Source organism: Nitrosospira multiformis ATCC 25196 (assembly GCF_000196355.1).
Classification (GTDB): domain Bacteria; phylum Pseudomonadota; class Gammaproteobacteria; order Burkholderiales; family Nitrosomonadaceae; genus Nitrosospira; species Nitrosospira multiformis.
Window position 1 is genome coordinate 397,471 of record NC_007614.1, and the last position, 18,817, is coordinate 416,287.

Consider the following 18,817-nt stretch of genomic DNA (forward strand, 5'->3'; position numbering starts at 1 on the left):
TTGTTGTTTTTTTATGAGTCTCGTGATAGCCCTAGTCGAGTTTCTTTAAATAATCTTTGGTGAAAACCTTATCCGGAAGATCGCGCTGTTTCATTCCCGAGTATTCGAGTACCGATTGTTCACCTGTGCGCAAGGCATCTTCCATGACAAGACGGGTTGGACGCAACGCTCCATGGAGCATCTGGAATTTCTCGTACCGGGCGGTTTTGAGTAGACGGTCGGACAGTGAGTAGAATTCCGCTCGATAAGGCCAGAAATTTGATTGCCCAACCCAATACAAAACCTTATGATAAGTCACTCCACGGTCGACCCCTGTGAGTTCCAGCACGTAATACTTTTCGCCCTCGATAACGTCTGTGCGCAAAATTTTAGCGTTGTAATCCCCGGCAAAATTTGCGCGAGCCAAGTCCCCATTTGCTACTTGGCCGGTAAGCCGCTGGGACAGGGATAGACGTACGGGCTGGGAGACTTCCGGCATGAATATCCACAGATCTCGCCCTTTCAGCAATAAAATCTGACCTCGTTCCGAAGCTGGCTCCGTGGTCATCACTACGCTATTTTCGTTACCCTTGGATAAGACCCTGTACTTGCGCCAATCTTCCGGTTGACCCGGAGCGGTTGTGTTAATGGTGACGTCGACCTGAAAACTCTCTCGCGGGAATCGTATCTGATCAGCCTTTTCCAGAATTGTTTGAGCCAGCTCAGTATCATTTGTGTCTGCTATTGCGGTTGGCACCGCAATAGCAAATAGGAGAATCACCGTTAATAAGTATTGCTCAGAATTTTTTTGCATGTTCAGTTCCTATCATGAATGCCAACTACTACAGGGATTACCGGTCGGGGGATTTTTATGAGTGACACGGGCATTGTGCACCTCGAGAATGTTTCCAAAGATTACATCCTTGGTGAGCAGAAAGTCCAGGCATTGAAAGACATTACGTTAGATATCGCCTCCGGCGCTTTCCTCGCTATTGCAGGTCCATCCGGCAGTGGCAAGTCAACGCTGCTCAATCTGATTGGTTGTATTGATACGCCCACCGCCGGCAAAGTTTTAATCAACGGTCAGGATATCAGCGGCCGTACTCCGGATGACCTGTCCGGGCTCAGGGCAAGAACTATCGGGTTTGTTTTTCAGACGTTCAATCTGTTTCCCGTTCTCTCTGCTGAGGAGAACGTCGAGTATCCGTTGCTGCAATTCAGGGAATTGAAGACAGCAGAGCGCCGCATCCGGGTTGCTGAATATCTCGATATCGTCGGTTTGTCCAGGTTTGCCCGGCATCGGCCGAACCAGCTCAGCGGAGGGCAACGTCAGCGTGTAGCGATTGCACGGGCACTGGCAACGCATCCGAAAATAGTATTGGCTGACGAGCCTACTGCCAATCTTGATCATGCGACAGGTGAAGGCATCCTGGAGCTGATGAAGAATATCAACGACAAATTTGAGACAACCTTTATTTTTTCCACTCATGATTCGCGTGTCATGGCGATCGCGGACAATGTAATCCATATCCAAGATGGTCAGATCGTGCAACGGGAAATTCGCAAGGAGAAATCCATGCACGTTATTGAACATAGGGATAGATAGATGTGAAAAAGGTGACTTCCAAAGGTAATGACGAAAGTAGCGCCGATGAGTTACGGAATTAGGGGCGTATATCTGATAAGCCTAAAGGCACTGCTTGTTGTAAGGTCGATCAGCTTTGCAGGGGAGGCGCAGGTTCAGCTTCCGGATGCTGCAAAACCGGTACCTGTTATCTACGACGCGAATGAGGACCGTACAACACCTGCCGAGCCTTTGATGCTCACTTTGTCTTTAGCGATGGGAACGTCCCCCGCTCGTCCGGTACGGGAGCCGGATGATAGAGCGGGCGCTGTGGTTTCGCAGGGGGAGAATGTGGAGAGAAGGCTGGGTGAGGAGAAGCCTTTGCTATTGTCCGTATCACCTTCTCTTTCTTTTATTTCGGCTCCTGCAGCAAAAGATCATGAGATAAATCTGAGCAGAGAACCTGCCCCTGTCATTGCTGCCGGGAACGATGCGGAGAGCGAGTTCACGTCGCGGGAAGCATTATTTGGCGACGATTTGGGTCAAGAGCAAAAGCCATCAAAACCTATGCCTGCCTGGAAGAGGTTGGTGACTGGGTGGAGGGGTTTTTCCCAGCTGGAAATCGCGGACACTTATACTGACCCCGAGCATTTATCGAAAGCAAAGCTTCGAACGGAGCTATCGCGCACGGGACAGTTCAACGAAAACATAAAATGGAAAATAAGCGGTCGCTTCGACTATGACGCAGCTTATGACCTGTCCAGTTTTTATCCACACGCGGTCCGTCAGGATCAACGCTACCAGTTTTTCGTCCGAGAAAATTATCTTGATGTCTCGGCTGGCGATTTTGATTTCCGTCTCGGTCGTCAGCATGTGATATGGGGCGAGATGGTGGGACTGTTCTTTGCGGACGTGGTATCCGCGAAGGACTTGCGGGAATTTGTCCTGCCTGCCTTTGACATATTGCGCATTCCCCAATGGGCGGCGCGCGCGGAATATTCGAAGGGGGATTCCCATGCTGAAGTGGTGTGGATTCCTGTGCCGACTCTTGACGAAATTGGAAAGCCGGGAGCGGATTTCTATCCCGGTCCCTTGCGCGGAGTAGCTACCTATCTTCCAGAAGATCGCTCCGGGCGGAATATCGCGAACTCCAACTATGGGGTGCGTTTATCGCACCTTGTAAATGGCTGGGATATTTCGGGTTTCTACTACCACAGCCTGGATTCGTCGCCTACGTTCTATCGCATCGGTGGCCCGCTTGACCCTCCTGTCTTCCAGCCCCGTCATGATGAGATTGACCAGGTGGGTGGAACCCTTTCGAAAGACTTCGGCTCAATCGTTTTAAAAGGCGAACTGATTTATACAGATGGACGCAAATTCAACGTCACGCGACCCACCGCAATGAATGGGTTGGTCAGGCAGAATACGCTCGACTATGTTATAGGCCTGGATTTCAGTTTGCCTGCCGAAACCCGCTTGAATCTGCAGTTCTTTCAGCGTGTCTTTTTTACGCATGACCCGGATCTCCCTCTGGACCGGCTTGAGAATGGCGCCAGCATTCTGCTCAATGGCAAGCTCTCCCCCAAGATTGAGGCTCAAGCTTTACTGATCCACAGTCTGAATCGTAGCGACTGGATGTTCCGGCCTCGATTATCCTGGAATTTCCAACCGAACTGGCGTTGGGCGGTTGGAGCAGACGTATTTGGCGGTCCACCTATTGGTCTGTTTGGCCGTTTCGATCATGCCGACCGCGTCTATACCGAATTGCGGTATTCATTCTGATTGATTTCAGAAGCAAGTACTTTATATACCTTTATATATTCTGTCGTAGCGCATCAACAACGGGGGTGCGCGAGATATGCCTCCCGGGAACGATAGCCGCCGATACTGTTGCTGCTATACCGATGGCAAAGGATGCCAGCAAAACGCCGGGGACAATCTGGATGTGGGCTGTATAGCCAAGGTTGGAATTTGGAGGCGGCGGCATCGAGATACCGATCGCAGAGATAATAAGCGCGAGGCCAATTCCGAGTCCGAGCCCGAGGCCGCTGCCGATCACTCCCAGTAGGAAGTTTTCCGTGATGATCAATTGGAATACTTCGTTTCTGCGGTTGCCCAGGGCCATCATTGTGCCGAATTCTCCTGTTCTTTCAAAAGCACTCATGTTGACACTGTTCAGGACCCCGAGCAGAACCATGATAAGGATAATCAGTTGCAGAAAACCTAGCTGGCGTCCATAAAGTTCTACCGTTTTTTCGTAGAAATCGTTGAGTTCGATCCACGTTTTGATCTCCAGCCCCAAAGTCTCTAACTGTTCTTTTAGCAGCCCTGCAATACGAAATGTATCGTCCGTTTTTTTCAGTGAGATGACCAGTGCATTAACGCCTTGCGTGCCCAGCAACTCCTGGGACGCGGCGAGCGGAATTCTTATTGCTCTAGCATCATAATCACTGGAGAAACTCTTGAATACGCCGACGACCTCCAGATCAATGGTGTTTAATGCTCCTTCCAGTGTATTTGCCAGCAGGGTTACGTGATCGCCGGGTTTCAGCTTCAATTCCTGGGCGACGCCCACCCCGATAGCGATACCGAACTTATCCGTGTTTTGCAGTTGACGCCCCGAGATGATCGAGACGGAGCTTCCAAGCGCCGCTTCTTTCGCTGGTTCTACACCCTCTCCAATGATGGGAAGGTCAGCCCGGCCGTTATTGAGCAGGGCCGAGAAATTGAGTCGCGCCATTACGCTATCGATACCCTCGTTATTCATGATACGCCGTTTAATGGCCTCGTCATCCGTTATCAGATATCTCTCCGGGGCGTGCGCTCCGGCAGCAAAAAAACCTTCCTTGTAGACTTGCAGATGACCGGATCGAGAGTGGATAAGAGCCTCCGATAAAGTAACGAAAATATCGTTCACCCAGCCGCCAGCAAGAACAAGAGCTACCACGCCGCTCACGATCGCCGCCAGAGTCATTGCGGTGTGTGATTTCTGTCGAAAAATATTTCGAAAGGCCAGTCTGAGCATTATTCACTTTTCCGAATTATCTATTGTGACGTAGCGCATCCACTATCTGCATGCGGGATGCCTTCCAGGCTGGGTATATACTGGCAGTGAGCGTTGCGCCGATCGCAAGCAAAAGGGATTCGAATGCAATATTCCACGTGACAAGTATTTCGCCCGTATAGCCACGGGTCGTCCCTGGGGGGGGCGGCATCGGGATCCCTATGCTCGATATCATGGCAGCCAGCGCTACCCCTATCGTAACCCCGAGCAGGCCGCCGAAACCGCCGAGCAGAATGCCTTCGCTTAGGAAGCGTCGGAGAACGTCGATGCGTCTGGCGCCAAGCGCCATATCAGTACCAATTTCCCCGATCCGCTCCATTACCGACATCGTCATGGCATTCAAAATGGCAAGAAGGATGATGAAGGCGATTATCAGCTTGAGGCCATGGATTTGTTTTGTAAACAAAGCCACGGTCTTATTGTAGAAATCAGCCAGGACATACCAGGGAACCACCTCGAAATCGCTCTTTTGCAATGAATCGCGTAATCTTTGGAGTACAGTATCGGTCTTCGCTGTGTCATTCAACAACACTACCCATACGTGAGAACCTTTGACCCGGAGGAGTTGGCGGGCTGTTTCGATCGGCATGCGTAGGGCGATATCGTCGTAAGACTTGTTTACAGTGGAGAACAATCCCCGGACAGTGACCTCAACCGCATTGACGCCCCTTGATGCGGTACTCGCCAATAGCACAACCTTATCGCCAATGTTTACGTTGAGGTTGCGGCCAAGACCCACACCTAGAATAATGCCCTTCGGGGCATCTACTGAAAGATTTTCACCCGCAGAAATTTCCACCGAGCCGCTGAGAATGGCCTTTTCCTCTGGGATGACTCCTTCTCCAACAAATGAAAGAGTTGCGTCTCCGTGACTGATCAGACCGCCAAAGGAGAGGCGGGGGATGATGGTCTTGATTTGAGCTGGACCGTTTGCCGGTTCCAGTTCAGGAATTGCATCCGGTAAAAGATAAGCGTATGGATCAGCTTTTCCTGCTTCCTGATAGCCCGGTCTGCTGATCTGGATATGGCCGAGTTGCGACTGGATGGTGGCTTCCTGCATGCCCCAGAATATCCACTCGATAAAGCCCGCTGCAAGGATCAGGGCGATAATGCCAAACGTAACCGCGCCCACAGCGATGGCGCTGCGACGCTTGTGCCGCACCATATTTCGAAATGCAAGCAAAAAGTCGAGCCGAATACGATCCACCCTCTATATCCTTCTGCTCAGTGCGCGCTGCCACATCGCGCTATCGCCCGGGAGAACAGGGGAACGAGTTAACAGGGAAACGAGTTCTCTGCTTGCGCCTGGCAGCAGCGCACGAACTGTAACGATAGGATCGGAATTGATCATTGTCGCTCAAGCCTTATCCAGGATAGACCGTTAATGCCGGATCGAGATAATCCCTGCGCTGCAGGATTATGCTGAGAAAAATTCCATTGAGGCGACTTCCAATCTTACCCCAGGCGGAAGGTACGATGCACATCGATACGCCCCTGATTTCAGGATGGAAGTATGATACGAAATAATTCTCAACGTAAAAGGTATTATTACCGTGACGAAGCCGCAAATGGAAACCGGAAATAAGCCGATTATTCTTCTAGTGGCTGAAGCAGTCACCCTTGCGCATTTCGGTCGAATCGTGACGTTGGCGAGAGCCCTTGATTCTAACAAGTATGAAGTGGTTGTCGCCTCGGATCCCCGTTATCTTGATTTAGACGCGCCACTGAACTGCACGTTCCATCCTATTCGGTCTATTCCCTCAGCCGAATTTGCGCTAGCCCTTGCTCGGGGAAAACCAGTGTATAGCCTTGAAACCCTCTCCCGTTATATCGAAGATGATCTGGCGCTGCTTGATCTCGTCAGACCTGCTCTCGTCGTGGGAGATTTCAGACTATCTCTGGCCGTGAGCGCGCCGCTACGGAAAATTCCATTTGCCACCGTAGTCAACGCCTACTGGAGCCCCTATGCAGTGACCCGCTACCCTGTTCCCGATCTTCCGGTGACCCGCATTCTCGGTATCACACTTGCGCAAAAATTATTCGATATTATCAGACCCGTTGCCTTCGCCCTCCATGCCAGGCCCTTGAACCGGTTGCGTCGACGTTTCGGATTGACCCCTTTGAAGCAGGATATCAGAAACACATACACGTGGGCGGATTACACTTTATACGCGGACATCCCGGAAGTAGTGCCTGCGCTTAATTTACCTCCCCACCATCGCTATCTTGGTCCAATACTCTGGTCCGCCGCCATCTCTCTGCCTGCATGGTGGGACTGCTTACCCGAAGACAAACCGGTGGTATTTCTAAGCCTGGGGAGCTCGGGCATGGCAGCACTTCTGCCAATGGCTCTTGCCGCCTTATCACAACTTGCGATCACAGTTGTCGTAGCCACTGCAAGAAAAATTACCATAGATGAGGTTCCAGCGAATGCATATGTTACTGATTACCTGCCATTGGACCGGGTTGCTTCACGCTTGAAAATAGTGATCAGCAACGGCGGCAGCCTGACTACGTATCAGGCGCTTTCAAGCGGAGTGCCGGTGATCGGCCTGTGTTCGAACCTGGATCAACTGCTGAATATGAATGCAGTGCAGCAGTTGGGGGCCGCTATTACCTTGCATTGCGCTCGGATATCCGTCACTGACCTTGTGATGGCTGTAACCGCAATGCTGGATAATCCATCGTATGGACGAGCAGCAATCAAGATAAGCCAGATCTTGGCAGAATCGGATGCTAAACAGCGTTTTCGGGAATTTGTGGTGCAGGTACTTCATTAAAAAAAGAAGGTGTAAAAACTTGCTGGATAATTGGCGGCGATAAGGAGACAACTGGATGGATCATCAATACACAACACTTGAGAGAAATCGATATTTCGAGGTGCTTGGCGGTTTGAACGTGGAAAATCGCGGCGACAATAAAGTTGCGATGCTCTCGGAACTTGATATGACATCGGCGCAGGCATTGCGGACTTCCGTCGACCGGCAGACCGGCATCAAACCCTCGTACACTGCGATTGTAGCCAAGGCAGTTTCAATAGCCTTGCGAGAGCATCCATATGCTAACCGAATGGCAGTGGAACGTTTGTTCTGGAAGCGCATCCTGCAATTGCATGACGTGCATATGACAATTGCGGTAGAACGTGACCGGCCGGGTATCGAACAGGCCGTGTTCGCAGGTACGATCAGGGATACTGACAAGCTGGATGTAGCTGCCATCACCAAAGAGTTGCAAAGCTTGGCGCAGTCAACAGAAGAAACCAACGAACGCTGGCGACTGCTCAAGCGTATGGTTGAGACCCTTCCGCCCGCTTTGGCTCGCCGGTTAATATCGATTCCGCGTTGGCTTCCAGATCAGTGGATCAAGCATCGAGGCGGCTCAGTCATGATTTCATCGCCCGCCAAATATGGGGTGGATATGATGGTTGCGAACTGGCCATGGCCGATCGGCTATTCTTTCGGCTTGGTGAAAGACCGGGTGATCGCGGTGGAGGGTGCGGCGCAGGTAAGACCCACCATGGTTCTCACCATGAGTTTCGATCGTCGGCTAATGGGGGGAGCACCGGCTGCCCGGTTTTTTCGCACAGTATGCGAACATATAGAGCATGCGGAACGGGATATGGCTTTACCTGTGAACATCCCTTCATAGCAGCTTCGCTCCAAGGTTGGATCTGGCAACCCGCGAAGCGAATAACGTGCTGCATGAGACAGGAGTTCAATATCTCCAGCACGACAATGAAAAGGCCACCCCGACAGGGTGGCCCGAAGAGTGAATGCGATAACCGCTGTTTACTCAGGTGCGACGACGGCCCGTGAAGGCAAAACCAAGCAGACCGATACCCATCAGAGCTAAAATGCCGGGCTCCGGCACTTCTCCGTGAGTAAAACCTTGTGATCCATCGGTTTGGATTACAAAACTCGATGCAGTGTCAGCCCCGGTGGCAACTCCGTCAAATGCTGCCGGCCGCGTATAGGATGGCGCACTCTGGCCGGGGAACTGAAGCGAGGCTTGAAACTGAGTGCCTGCCAACGCCGGATTCACATACGTGTTATTAGTGAAGGTGACCGTTCCGAACAGAAAACCGCCGCCCGTGCCGAGTACGGCCGGCCCGGGAATCGCACCGGTTGCAGAGAAGGTGCTGAAACCGCTATCCCATGTTCCACTCAGTATGTTCACCCCGTCGAGAAAGCCCGTCCCGGTGGACTGGTTCGCATCAGGACTGGAATCAAGGAAAATCCGCCATGATCCGCTGTTCGTGGTGATATCGATGCTGGAGCACCCATCGTTCGCGCAAGTCGCGGTCTGTGTAAGCGTCTGAAAGGTGGTTACTTCGTACGTTCCATTTTGGGAGCCAGGAGCCGCCACAAATAGATTATTCGTCGGGGAAGTGGTGTTGATGACACCTGCAAAGGCTTGATACGTCAAGGTGAAGGTATCGCTATCACCTTGCATGTTGGCACCGGTCAGGTCAAACCCCTGAACCCAGCCGCCACCATTTGAATGCCAGTCGAAGCCTGTAAAATTTTGCAGTACTCCATCTGCGCTGAATGTGTCCAGGGTTGCGGAATATCCAATGGCGGGACCACCCAGCAATACTGCAGCCATTGATAAATTGATGAGCTTTTTATTCACGATTCTCTCCCCATAGCAATAACGATAAAAGAAGCTGTTTGTTTCAGGTTATACCCAAGCAATCCCTATGCCATCTTTTATATTATTTTATTTAAGTTTTAATATCAGTTACTTATCAATCCTCGACTCTCTTGCATCCAGATTGAAGTCTCAAGGTGTAAGAAATATCGACAGCGCTCCTGCTTTTGTGCTTCTTCCAAAGCATTTTCGATACCTTTGTGAGGGCTTTTTCAGGAGTCGTGGTTGCTGGATATCCTGGTGCCAATCCCGTTGTGGGGCGATATAGAGTATAGCCAATTACAGGGAGGGAATCATGGGACGAGTATTACGAGTATCATATGGCTGTTGCCCGTGAGGTCATAACATTTCCCGGCTTCCCGGATTAGAAGGGCAAGATTCCAAGAAAACTCAAGCAATGCCATCCGACCGGTCTTTCTCCGCCTGAAACACTTGCGGAGCAGGCCATTCGCGCCAGAAACAGCCAGCATTCCTTGCTGTAATCGAGATAAGACGGACCACTCTCGGGCTCGGGGATTCAAAATCCCCGGGGACTGCATCCTGAATCGACAGTCAGCAAATAGCCACCAGATTCCTCATTGTTCCAGACTTCGGAAGGAGACAAGTATTCCCCCAGACTTGCCAATGAATGAAGCGGGCGAACGGGCATATTAAGCTCCTGCCCTCAGGCGCCAAAGCATCTGCTCCAGCTCGAGCCGGATAGACCGCGAAGCGGGTCTTTTGCCAGCCCCGATGCGCCCCATGAAAACGGCTCTGGTCGCGACTTCTTCTCCCAGAATATGACCAAGCCGTCGGGTCAGTGAGGTGGCGAGTGTAATGCATTGTTTTGTCTTCGAAAAGGGAATACTTTCACGACTATAACGTGCAAAAACCAGAGGAGTTATTTCCGGCTGCAGCTGCAGGCCAAGTTTAGTTGCTGTAAGCCAGAAGCGCTGCATAACGCGTCCTGCGCTCACGTAGTCATCGATGGATCGAGGCGCGTGAGGCGCCAGGATAACGAAATGCCCGCCACAGGCCATGGCGGGGATCAAATCCATCTGGAGACGCGGTGCCCAGGTTCCCGCCAAAAAAGTGTTAAAAAATTCGACACGATCCCAGCTTCCCATGATCCAATGCATTAACCGGGCTGTAAATGGATCAACTCCGAGTGCCTGGTCAGGTACTTTATCTGCGCTATAGCGGGAGTTCCATTGTATGATGGCGCGGTGCACCTGATAGGCTTCAGGCATAATCAGACGCAATTTTGCATTGTCGAACAGGAACCGGGCCATTTCCAGACGCCTGGAAAAACCCTCCAGCCACAAGATGTCGTACTGGGGTTTCACTGCAGCCTCTAGCGCACTCTTTTCTCTCCCGGTTAAAGGCCGCGTACTCATGGGGCGGCGTTGAACGCTGCGATAGCGTATATAAGGAATAAGCGGATCGGGCTTAAGATGCGGGTCACTCCCGAAATGGATATCGAAGGTTGGCTTCGTATCGGAACAATCGGGACGCCGCTGGATACTTGTTTTTAGGCCATGGCCCGTAGCGGCAATAGATATGGTTTCCAGCAATGCGCCGATTGAAATTTGACTAGGACGTCCATCCAGGTCATAGACGCAGTGATCACGGGTGTCGAAACCGTGTATTGTCAGGGAATTGTCCCCGACGATCTGGAACCGCCAAGGCTGGGTATTGTCTCCGCTCGGCGCCCACCTGGCAAGATCGAGGATTTGCTCGATTAATGTATATGACTTGAGCTCGGGTGGCCTTTTACTTTCGTCCTCACAGCCTGTCGATTCAGAGGGAATGATAGTACCCGTGGAAGAATAGGGCTCCGGATCTCCGAAGAGCTTGTTAGTATTTTTTTTGCTCAGGCGACGCCTTGCAATTGCGAGACTGAACTGCTGGAGAGGATTGCTGTTCCCGCCCGGACGCCAGGTACGGATCAGTTTATTGCGGTAGGCGTCGAAATGAACTCCATGTGGAGCGGCCAAAACCGTACCGCGATTCAGCAGGATCTTCAGAGCTTCAGTAGCTGCAATACCCGCGCAGAGTTGGCAACCCATTATCGTTGAGGGACCGCGGCGTTCCTTGAGATTGATGCTGGAGGGATCCAGCAGGTAACGGGCATGGAGACCAGTGGGCGCGAGTCCTATCAAGAAACGGAGGGCCTTTTCCACCTCGGGTAGATCACCCCACTGAAAATACTCTTCGAAGGTCATTTTGCCAGGCAGGAAATTCAATAATGCCGATCCCATGCCTAAAGGAGCGGCCGTGATGGCGGGAATACCTCGCTCCTCACAGGCCGAAAACGTTACTGCGCGAGCTGAAAAGGCGAAAAAGTCGAGACCATCGATATACAGATCAACGTCCTCGAAAAATTCCGGCAAATTATCCGGATTGACGCCCCGAGGAAAGATTTTGATATTCAGTTCCGGATTGATATCTCGTGCCATTGCGGCTAAAACCTCGCTCTTTGGCCGATTGAGGCTCGAGACCGTGGCGCCTACCTGGCGGTTGAAATTGACCAGATCAAAAACATCAAAATCCGCAATATGAAATGCGCCAATCCCCAGCCGAGCCAAGGTCAGCAGATGAATACCCCCTACGCCGCCCAGACCGGCAATTGCAATGCGTTTGTACCGTAGAATTTCCTGTTCGACAGGTGTTACCCACCCAATATTGCGGGAGGTGGCCTCACGATATGAGAAATCCTGAACCATTACCCGGGCCGATCAGTAGGAATAGGGGAGCAATTTGAGGTGAGCTATATATGATGTGAATGATAGCATCAATGCCAAATGCTTTGGCAGGGAAGACTGATGGAAAAATATCAGCTTCAAGGGCAGAAAAATTGCAGAAGTTAAAAAGCATGTACGTGAATTTCACGCAGAGGGTACCCAGACACCCCCGGTTTTCAGTCGCTCAGTAATGTTACCTTCATCCTCTGCGGAAAAAAAATAGGGGTAAAAAGATCTTTCGTTACCGTGTTGCTCCATCAATCCGCCGAATTTCCCAATTTGTTCGGCCATATATTCAAGTTTCACCCTAAGCAGCACCGCAGGTGCGTCAACACGGGTGCAAACTCGCTCTTCGGCAATCTGCCTGCATCCCAGCATTCTTTTATAGAAACCAGCGTGACGAGGGTTTACTTCTACCACCCAGTCAGTAAAACCATGGATATTTGCCGCATAGATATAGCAAACATGAATCAGTGAAGCAAAAACCCGGGGAGGTACATTATCATCAATTGCAAGTCTGGAAGGTTCACACAGCCTTCGTCCCTGCGCCCGCAACTCATTCAGTTCGTCACCAAAATTCTCATCCGCGGGCAACGATGAATTGCCATCCACACACAAGGTCATGGTGCCTACTGTCTGGTTTGCGGTTTCAGCGATCAATGTAATCCTGTTAGGCTCGTTGATGACCGGCATATCAACAGAATAACCTCTCCAGGAATACCTTTTTTTTATGAGCAAGCTCGCGGCTTCACGCTGATCTTCTGAATTAGCCATTCGAATATGAAAGCGCTGTTGATCGATAGAATGAGTGCGAACAGACTTGGAATCATGTTTCCCAATACAAATATCCTGCCACCGATAAGGAGACTCGAATGAAATTATCGCTTCGCTATCTTCACTATCATGAGGCAGAAAGTTATATCTGTGGGTAATGAGAGCATAAAATGGTTGAAAGATATGCATGTAGTTTATCCTCGTATAGCACTGAAGGTAAAAAACAAGCAAGCAATATCCATGCCATCTTTATATCGTGAGCTTTATCAGCTATCTAGCTATGTGTGTTACCGCACAGACTGGATAACTGTCTCCTGTTGGAGACAGTCCAGATGCGATATCAAGTAGCTCACTGAAATTAAAAGGATTATTGATGTCGCCGGGATGAGACAGGGGTTGGTCGATAAGCGACTGATTTTGCGTGTTTTCACACTACTGTATCCGCTCAAGAAGAGCTCTGGCTTCATCTATGCCTGAAAAGGTTTTTCCAGTAGCCAGAATTTGCTCAAGCTCTTTACGCGCCTGGCTTTTATTGCCAGATTTAACCAGTGCGGATGCAAAATGGTAGCGGATTTCCCCTGCTTGAGGCGCCAAAGAAGCGGCTTTCTGTAAAAGCGGTAGAGCTCGCGCGATATTTTCCTGCTCCAGCAGTACCCAACCCAGCGTATCCAGTACTGCCGGGTTTTCCGTAGCAAGCTGGTATGCCTTTTCCGCGTATTCCAAGGCCCTGGGGTCCTTTTGACGCTGATAAGCGGTAGCCAGGTTATTAAGCGCCGGAGCAAATTTCGGTTGTTCTTTCAGGACAGTTTGATATTGCTCCACTGCAGCAGCCAGTTTTCCCTCTGTGAGAAACGTATCCGCGAGGTACATTCGAGCAGATAAATCATTCGGGTGTTTTTTCAGCCATTCGATCAAGCGAAGGTCTGCCTCCTTATCTTTTCCAGCCTGCCTGAGCGATGCGTGCAGCTTGATCAACAAGGGCGAGGTTTTATTAACCGCGAATGCCTGTTCATAGGCGCTTGCGGCAAGCGCGGGTTTTTTCTGTTTCAGCAACAGATCGCCCTCTGCTATATAACCTGCGGGTGACCCTTTATGCTGCTTCTGAACTTGGCGCGCCATCGCGATTGCTTTCTCATAATTACCCTGTTCTGCTTCAATGTCGATCTGCGCCAATTGCGCAGCCAGATAATCGGGTTTTATAGCCAGCGATTTTTTCAGCGCATCTGATGCGGCGGAGAGGTTCCGCATTGCCATATGAATGGAGGCGATGCGGAATTGAACAAGCGGGGATTCCGGTTGTACGACAGCGAGCCGGGCGTAGCTCTCCAAGGCACTCGATTTGTCATTGTTAGCTAGTTGAGCCTGTGCCAGTAAATCCAGCACAGCGGAGTCCTTGGAATGTGTCCCCTCCAGTTTCTTGGCGAGAGCCAGGGCCTTCTGCTTTTCGCCCAAACGCAGATAATGTGTTCCAAGCAGGATGGCCGGCTGAAGGACATCCGGATTTGCTTGCATTGCACGCTCCAGCCACTCGGTAGCCTTCTGGTTCTGTCCCTGGTTGACAGCAAGACCCGCCAGCGCGACCATGGCCTGGATATTCTTCTTGTCCTTTTCCAGAATTGCTTCAAAGCGTTTTCTTGCGGCATCCGGTTTTTTATCCTGAATGTCGAGTCGTGCGAGATTTGCTATAGTCGGAAAATAGTTTGGTTGAATAGCAAGCGCTTTCTCAAAGCTCGCTCTTGCATTCGCTATATCGTTCTTGCCAAGATACACGCCGCCTTTCAGGTTTTGAATGAGGGGATTATCAGGATTCTCCTTCTCCAATGCCTTTACCGCGGCGAGCGCCTTGTCGAATTCTTTGAGGCGTAAATGGGTCATGACCAGCAACACTCCTGCCCGCGGCGATTTGGGGTCGAGTTTTGTCGCTGTTTCCAGTTCGGAGATGGCCCGGGCGTTTTCCCCCTGCCCCAACCTGCTCATGCTTAAAGCGGTATGAAGCATCGCACTTCTCGGTGCGATATCGCTGGCCATTTCAAAGTATTCCGTGGCTTTCGCAAAATCCTTGGCTTGCATGTAAGCTTCCCCAGCCAAGGCGAATAACTGGGGATCCTCTTTCACATTTTTGAGCGGTGGGGTCAGGATGTCGATCGCGCGTTTCGTCTCGCCATTTTTTAACAGCGCGGAAGCAAGCAGCTTGCGCGCGTAGATGTTTCCGGGATCTTTCTCCAGATAATGTTTCAGGTGTTGTTCCGCCTGGGGCATGGATCCGAGAGCAAACTGGACTGCGCCCGCGAGCAACACGCTGGGCATGTGATCTGGCGACTTGCTGAGTACCTGCTGGAGCGATTCCAGCGCGGCAGCGGGCTTTTGCTGGCTGAAATCGAGCAAAGCCTGGGTATAAAACACCATCAAGCTGGGACTGATCTTCCGTGCCGCGTCGATATCTGCCTTTGCCGCCTCGAACTTGCCCGTTCCAATTTCGATGAATGCTTTGTTGATATAGGCAATGGCTGCGTTCGGTTTCAGCTTTACCACCTGGTCATACGCCGCCAGAGCTTCCCCGGATTTGCCTTGCATCCGCAGAAGGTCGCCCCTGAACAACCAGGCCTCGACATTTTGTGGGCTCCGGGAAACCGCCTGCTCCGAGAAATGGGTTGCGCCTTCCACATCCCTTTGAACCAGGGAATATTTCGCCAAGCCGATCAGTGCGTCGGCAGAATCGGGATTGTGTCCGAGCGCTTGCTCGAACAGTGCCTTTGCTTCCGCGGTCTTGCCCAATCCGAGCTGTGCATTCCCCCGGAGCGTAAGTATCTGCGCCGACTTTGTTTTGTCGGCCAGTTCTTTCGTTTCATCCAGGATTTGTTGATAGGCGCCTAGCCTGAGCAGGGCTTGTCCGAGTTCAGGCAGCACCTTGCCCGCATCCATTCCCAAGCTCAACGCCTTGCGAAGCTCCTTCTCCGCGGACTGAAAATCCCCAGTCTTGTTGTATATTGCGCCAAGCAGATATCGCGCTTCCGAATTATCCGGGTTCTGCTGCAAGGCATTTTTTAGCTGGATGATGGCTGACTTGTGATCCCCGCTTTCTTCGTAGCGCTTCGCATCCGCCATCAGTTTCACCGGATCCACCGCTTTGTTACAGCCTTGCATGCTGCTCACGGTGAGGGCGGCAGCGATTGCAAGCGTCAGCCCAGTCTTTTTTAAAACAGTCTTTCTAAAAGCGCGCATGTAAATTCCCTTCTCCGAATCAGCGACCAGGTCCACCTTCAAACTTATGCATTCCTGCAGCCGGCACTCAACTTTACACCTCTGCGCAATCCCCGTGAAACGGGGACCATCCGGTTTTCAGGAGGACAATCGATACCGAGGCTTTCCATTGGTTTTGCCACTACTATTACGGGTTCCCCAGCCTGAATATAAAGTGCGACAGGATAAGCTCATTCGCCCCGGCTTCCTTGATATCCGCGCTCAAATGGCGAAGTTCGAGTAACTTGGCGTAGAAATATAGCAAGAGATCAAGGTATTGTGTAGAAAAGATGATCTCGTGCTTCCGGTTCGTTTGCATTGGTTATCGGTATTCGCCTGAGGCCGCGGAGCAGCGTAGCCTATAGTATTGTATTGCGAGATTCGCATGGAGGCTGTGGACTAGAAGTTTTCCTCTCAAAGCTCACAGGAGGAAACTCCTGCCTATCTTTTCGCGTTTCGAAGCTGTGAGTCGGCCAGGGCCGCAAGCTATCGATGTGCGCGTACCCAGTCGCGCCATTGCATGAAAAGATTCAGATCAAGGGCAGCAATGGCTGAGCGCTGCCAGAGGGGCTCGGTCCAGAAATCATCTTCGTTCAAACCGCACATGTGACCGCCTGCTTCTTCCAGAATCAGGCTGCCTGCGGCATAGTCCCATAGTTTCTGACCGCCGTGCAGATACAGGTCAAAGCGTCCGGCAGCGGTGTAACACCATTCCAGAGCACAGGAGCCGAAGTTGCGCTGGGAAGAAAACGGCTTTGCCGTAGAGACTTCCTGGGCTAGCCTGCGGCCGAGCCGTTTCAGATCCACGCTCGCAATAGCCGCACAGAGCGGCGGTACATCTTCCTTTATCGGCAATTTTTCCCCATTCAGGAATGCGCCCCTGCCTTTTTCGGCATAGAACATTTCATCCGCCACTGGATTGTAAACCACTCCCAGAACGCTTCTCCCCTGTCGCATCAGTGCCACAGAAACGGCAAAGTAGGACAAACCATTGACGAAATTGGAAGTTCCGTCTATCGGATCCATGCACCAAAGTCCCGCCTCGCCTTCCCGCCAGTGTGCGACCTGCTCGTTTTCCGTCATTTCTTCTCCAACCACTGGACCGGGATAGATCTTCCTCAGCTCGCGCGCGAGCGCTTCCTGTGTGGCAAGATCAGCTTCCGTGAACAGGCTTCCATCGACCTTGCGCTGGCGCGCAACTTTCATATAGCGCGGCAGAATTTCCTGCTGGGCAACTGCTTTGACGGCAGCGATAACTGCATCAATCACCGGCTAATCCGCTCGCCATTTGATGGAGCAGCCGATGCTGGGAATCTGGTCCTTCGGACCACCGCCGGTGCGGGCCACCTGAAGCATTCCTTCGAAAAGGTCGCGCCGCGCATCCACCGGCGCGGCTTCCTTCCGGGAAGCATCCAGGCGGCCGCGATACTGCAATTCGAGCTTGTGATTGAAGCCGAAAAAATCCGGCGTGCAGACTGCGCCATATGCCTTTGCTACTTCCTGCGTTTCATCCCAGACATAGGGAAAGGGGTAGGCATATTCCCGGGCTACGCGCCCCATGTTTTCAAATGAGTCCTCGGGGTAGTCCGATGGATCGTTGGACATGATTGCGATAGCACCGATACCCTGCTCACGCAATTCCTTGACGTCGCGGATGATGCGTTCGCGCACGGCCTTCACATAAGGACAATGATTGCAGATGAACATCACCAGCAATCCTTTTTCACCCTTGACTGAGGCCAGATTGTAATGTTTTCCATCTACTCCCGGTAAATTGAAATCAATTGCTTTCCAGCCGAAATCACAGACTGGTGTTTCCAGGCTCGCCATATTTTTCCCCCAGATTTCATTTCCTTATAACGAATACCAGATGTCGTTTCCTGCGCTATTCGGGCAGAAGCCGAGCAGTGTCTTTTCGCAGAAGCTTGTCGTGCGGATATAATTGAAAGCAGCGCGGCCATCTCGACAGCGTTTGTTCAAGCAGGACTGCTGAGACCCAATACTATCATGAGAAAGGCGCATTGATCGCTCCACCGTCCGATACTGAATATGCAATGACGCTTCCCCGCTTTTACTGCCCTATCGAAATTCTTGCGGGACAGACCCTGGAATTGCCCTCAGCAGTTGCGCATCATGCCGCTCGCGTCCTGAGACTCGAGGCAGGCGATGAAGTCGTGTTGTTCAATGGCGACGGTGGAGAATTCACGTGTGTCATTTTGCGAGCCAGCAAGCAGGGTGTGGATGTTGTCGTCGAAAGGCATGTACAGGTCGAGCGCGAATCCCCGCTTACCATTCTGCTTGCTCAAGCGGTGTGCATGGGTGAAAAGATGGACTGGATCGTGCAGAAAGCAGTGGAACTGGGTGTAACCCGGATTCAGCCTCTCATTACCAAGCAGAGTGTCGTGAGACTTGGCGGCGAACGCGGGGAAAAACGCGTGAGCCATTTGCAAAAAGTCGTTATCTCCGCATGCGAGCAATGCGGCAGAAACCATGTGCCGGAAGTGCTGCCGCTCGCGACCCTCCGGAACTGGCTGGGTAGGCAAACCGAAGCACGCAGAATGTCCAGTGACAGTCTTTCCCCCGATGCTTGCTTCATGCTCTCGCCTTTTGCAACAAAGGGTTTGCGGGATTTCAAGCACTCTTCGAATATCGGCTCGATCATTTTGCTCGTGGGGCCCGAAGGAGGGTTTACCCAGGATGAGGAAGCGGCTGCAATGGTTGCGGGTTTCATTCCATTGCGTCTGGGTCACCGCATACTGCGAACGGAGAGCGCCGCACTGGCGGCAGTGGGAGCAATGCAGGCGCTATGGGGTGATTATTGAT

Annotated in this window: 14 protein-coding genes; 5 read left to right on the top strand and 9 right to left on the bottom strand. The window is 51.6% G+C overall.

The features are described 5' to 3' along the window. Nucleotides 1-31: 31 nt before the first annotated feature. Nucleotides 32-793, bottom strand: coding sequence for an outer membrane lipoprotein-sorting protein (locus tag NMUL_RS01930; RefSeq protein ID WP_011379728.1), 762 nt, complete (start codon nt 791-793; stop codon nt 32-34). A gap of 57 nt (nt 794-850) precedes the next feature. Between NMUL_RS01930 and NMUL_RS01935 the strand changes: the two genes are divergently transcribed. Together NMUL_RS01935 and NMUL_RS01940 are read left to right on the top strand one after the other, a co-directional pair. Then, a complete protein-coding gene (locus NMUL_RS01935) occupies nt 851-1,585 on the top strand; it encodes an ABC transporter ATP-binding protein (RefSeq protein ID WP_011379729.1) in 735 nt (244 codons plus the stop codon). 45 nt (nt 1,586-1,630) lie between these two features. Beyond that, a complete protein-coding gene (locus tag NMUL_RS01940; protein ID WP_238529847.1) occupies nt 1,631-3,325 on the top strand; it encodes a DUF1302 family protein in 1,695 nt (564 codons plus the stop codon). Nucleotides 3,326-3,356: 31 nt separating this feature from the next. Here NMUL_RS01940 and NMUL_RS01945 read toward each other — a convergent pair whose 3' ends face one another. After that, nucleotides 3,357-4,568: an ABC transporter permease gene (locus NMUL_RS01945; RefSeq protein WP_011379731.1), complete on the bottom strand. Its 1,212-nt coding sequence runs from the start codon at nt 4,566-4,568 to the stop codon at nt 3,357-3,359. A 16-nt stretch (nt 4,569-4,584) separates the two neighbouring features. Then, a complete protein-coding gene (locus NMUL_RS01950; RefSeq protein ID WP_011379732.1) occupies nt 4,585-5,814 on the bottom strand; it encodes an ABC transporter permease in 1,230 nt (409 codons plus the stop codon). Between the two features lie 346 nt (nt 5,815-6,160). On the opposite strand from NMUL_RS01950, the gene NMUL_RS01955 reads away from it, so the two are divergent. Both NMUL_RS01955 and NMUL_RS01960 read left to right on the top strand, forming a co-directional pair. Beyond that, the gene (locus tag NMUL_RS01955) at nt 6,161-7,387 is read left to right on the top strand and encodes a glycosyltransferase (protein WP_238529848.1); all 1,227 of its coding nucleotides are present in this window, start codon (nt 6,161-6,163) and stop codon (nt 7,385-7,387) included. 55 nt (nt 7,388-7,442) lie between these two features. Continuing rightward, the gene (locus tag NMUL_RS01960) at nt 7,443-8,255 is read left to right on the top strand and encodes a 2-oxo acid dehydrogenase subunit E2 (RefSeq protein ID WP_011379734.1); all 813 of its coding nucleotides are present in this window, start codon (nt 7,443-7,445) and stop codon (nt 8,253-8,255) included. 144 nt (nt 8,256-8,399) lie between these two features. On the opposite strand, the gene pepA is transcribed toward NMUL_RS01960, so the two are convergent. The 6 genes from pepA to NMUL_RS01990 form a co-directional block, all read right to left on the bottom strand. Beyond that, nucleotides 8,400-9,239: a flocculation-associated PEP-CTERM protein PepA gene (pepA, locus tag NMUL_RS01965; RefSeq protein ID WP_011379735.1), complete on the bottom strand. Its 840-nt coding sequence runs from the start codon at nt 9,237-9,239 to the stop codon at nt 8,400-8,402. A gap of 668 nt (nt 9,240-9,907) precedes the next feature. Then, complete coding sequence (locus NMUL_RS16550) at nt 9,908-11,962, bottom strand: ThiF family adenylyltransferase (RefSeq protein WP_011379736.1); 2,055 nt, start codon at nt 11,960-11,962, stop codon at nt 9,908-9,910. 162 nt (nt 11,963-12,124) lie between these two features. Continuing rightward, nucleotides 12,125-12,943, bottom strand: a complete 819-nt coding sequence (locus NMUL_RS01975) for an N-acyl amino acid synthase FeeM domain-containing protein (RefSeq protein ID WP_011379737.1) — start codon at nt 12,941-12,943, stop codon at nt 12,125-12,127. A 243-nt stretch (nt 12,944-13,186) separates the two neighbouring features. Further along, nucleotides 13,187-15,976 carry an XrtA/PEP-CTERM system TPR-repeat protein PrsT gene (gene prsT / locus NMUL_RS01980; protein WP_011379738.1) on the bottom strand — a complete coding sequence of 930 codons (2,790 nt, stop codon included), beginning with the start codon at nt 15,974-15,976 and terminating at the stop codon, nt 13,187-13,189. A gap of 504 nt (nt 15,977-16,480) precedes the next feature. Continuing rightward, nucleotides 16,481-17,263, bottom strand: a complete 783-nt coding sequence (locus tag NMUL_RS01985) for an inositol monophosphatase family protein (protein WP_011379739.1) — start codon at nt 17,261-17,263, stop codon at nt 16,481-16,483. Between the two features lie 3 nt (nt 17,264-17,266). Further along, on the bottom strand, nt 17,267-17,824 hold the full coding sequence (locus tag NMUL_RS01990; protein ID WP_011379740.1) for a thioredoxin family protein: 558 nt from the start codon (nt 17,822-17,824) through the stop codon (nt 17,267-17,269). Between the two features lie 224 nt (nt 17,825-18,048). Between NMUL_RS01990 and NMUL_RS01995 the strand changes: the two genes are divergently transcribed. Beyond that, nucleotides 18,049-18,816 (top strand): 16S rRNA (uracil(1498)-N(3))-methyltransferase, encoded by a 768-nt coding sequence (locus NMUL_RS01995; protein WP_011379741.1) that lies wholly within the window; start codon nt 18,049-18,051, stop codon nt 18,814-18,816. Nucleotide 18,817: the final 1 nt, after the last annotated feature.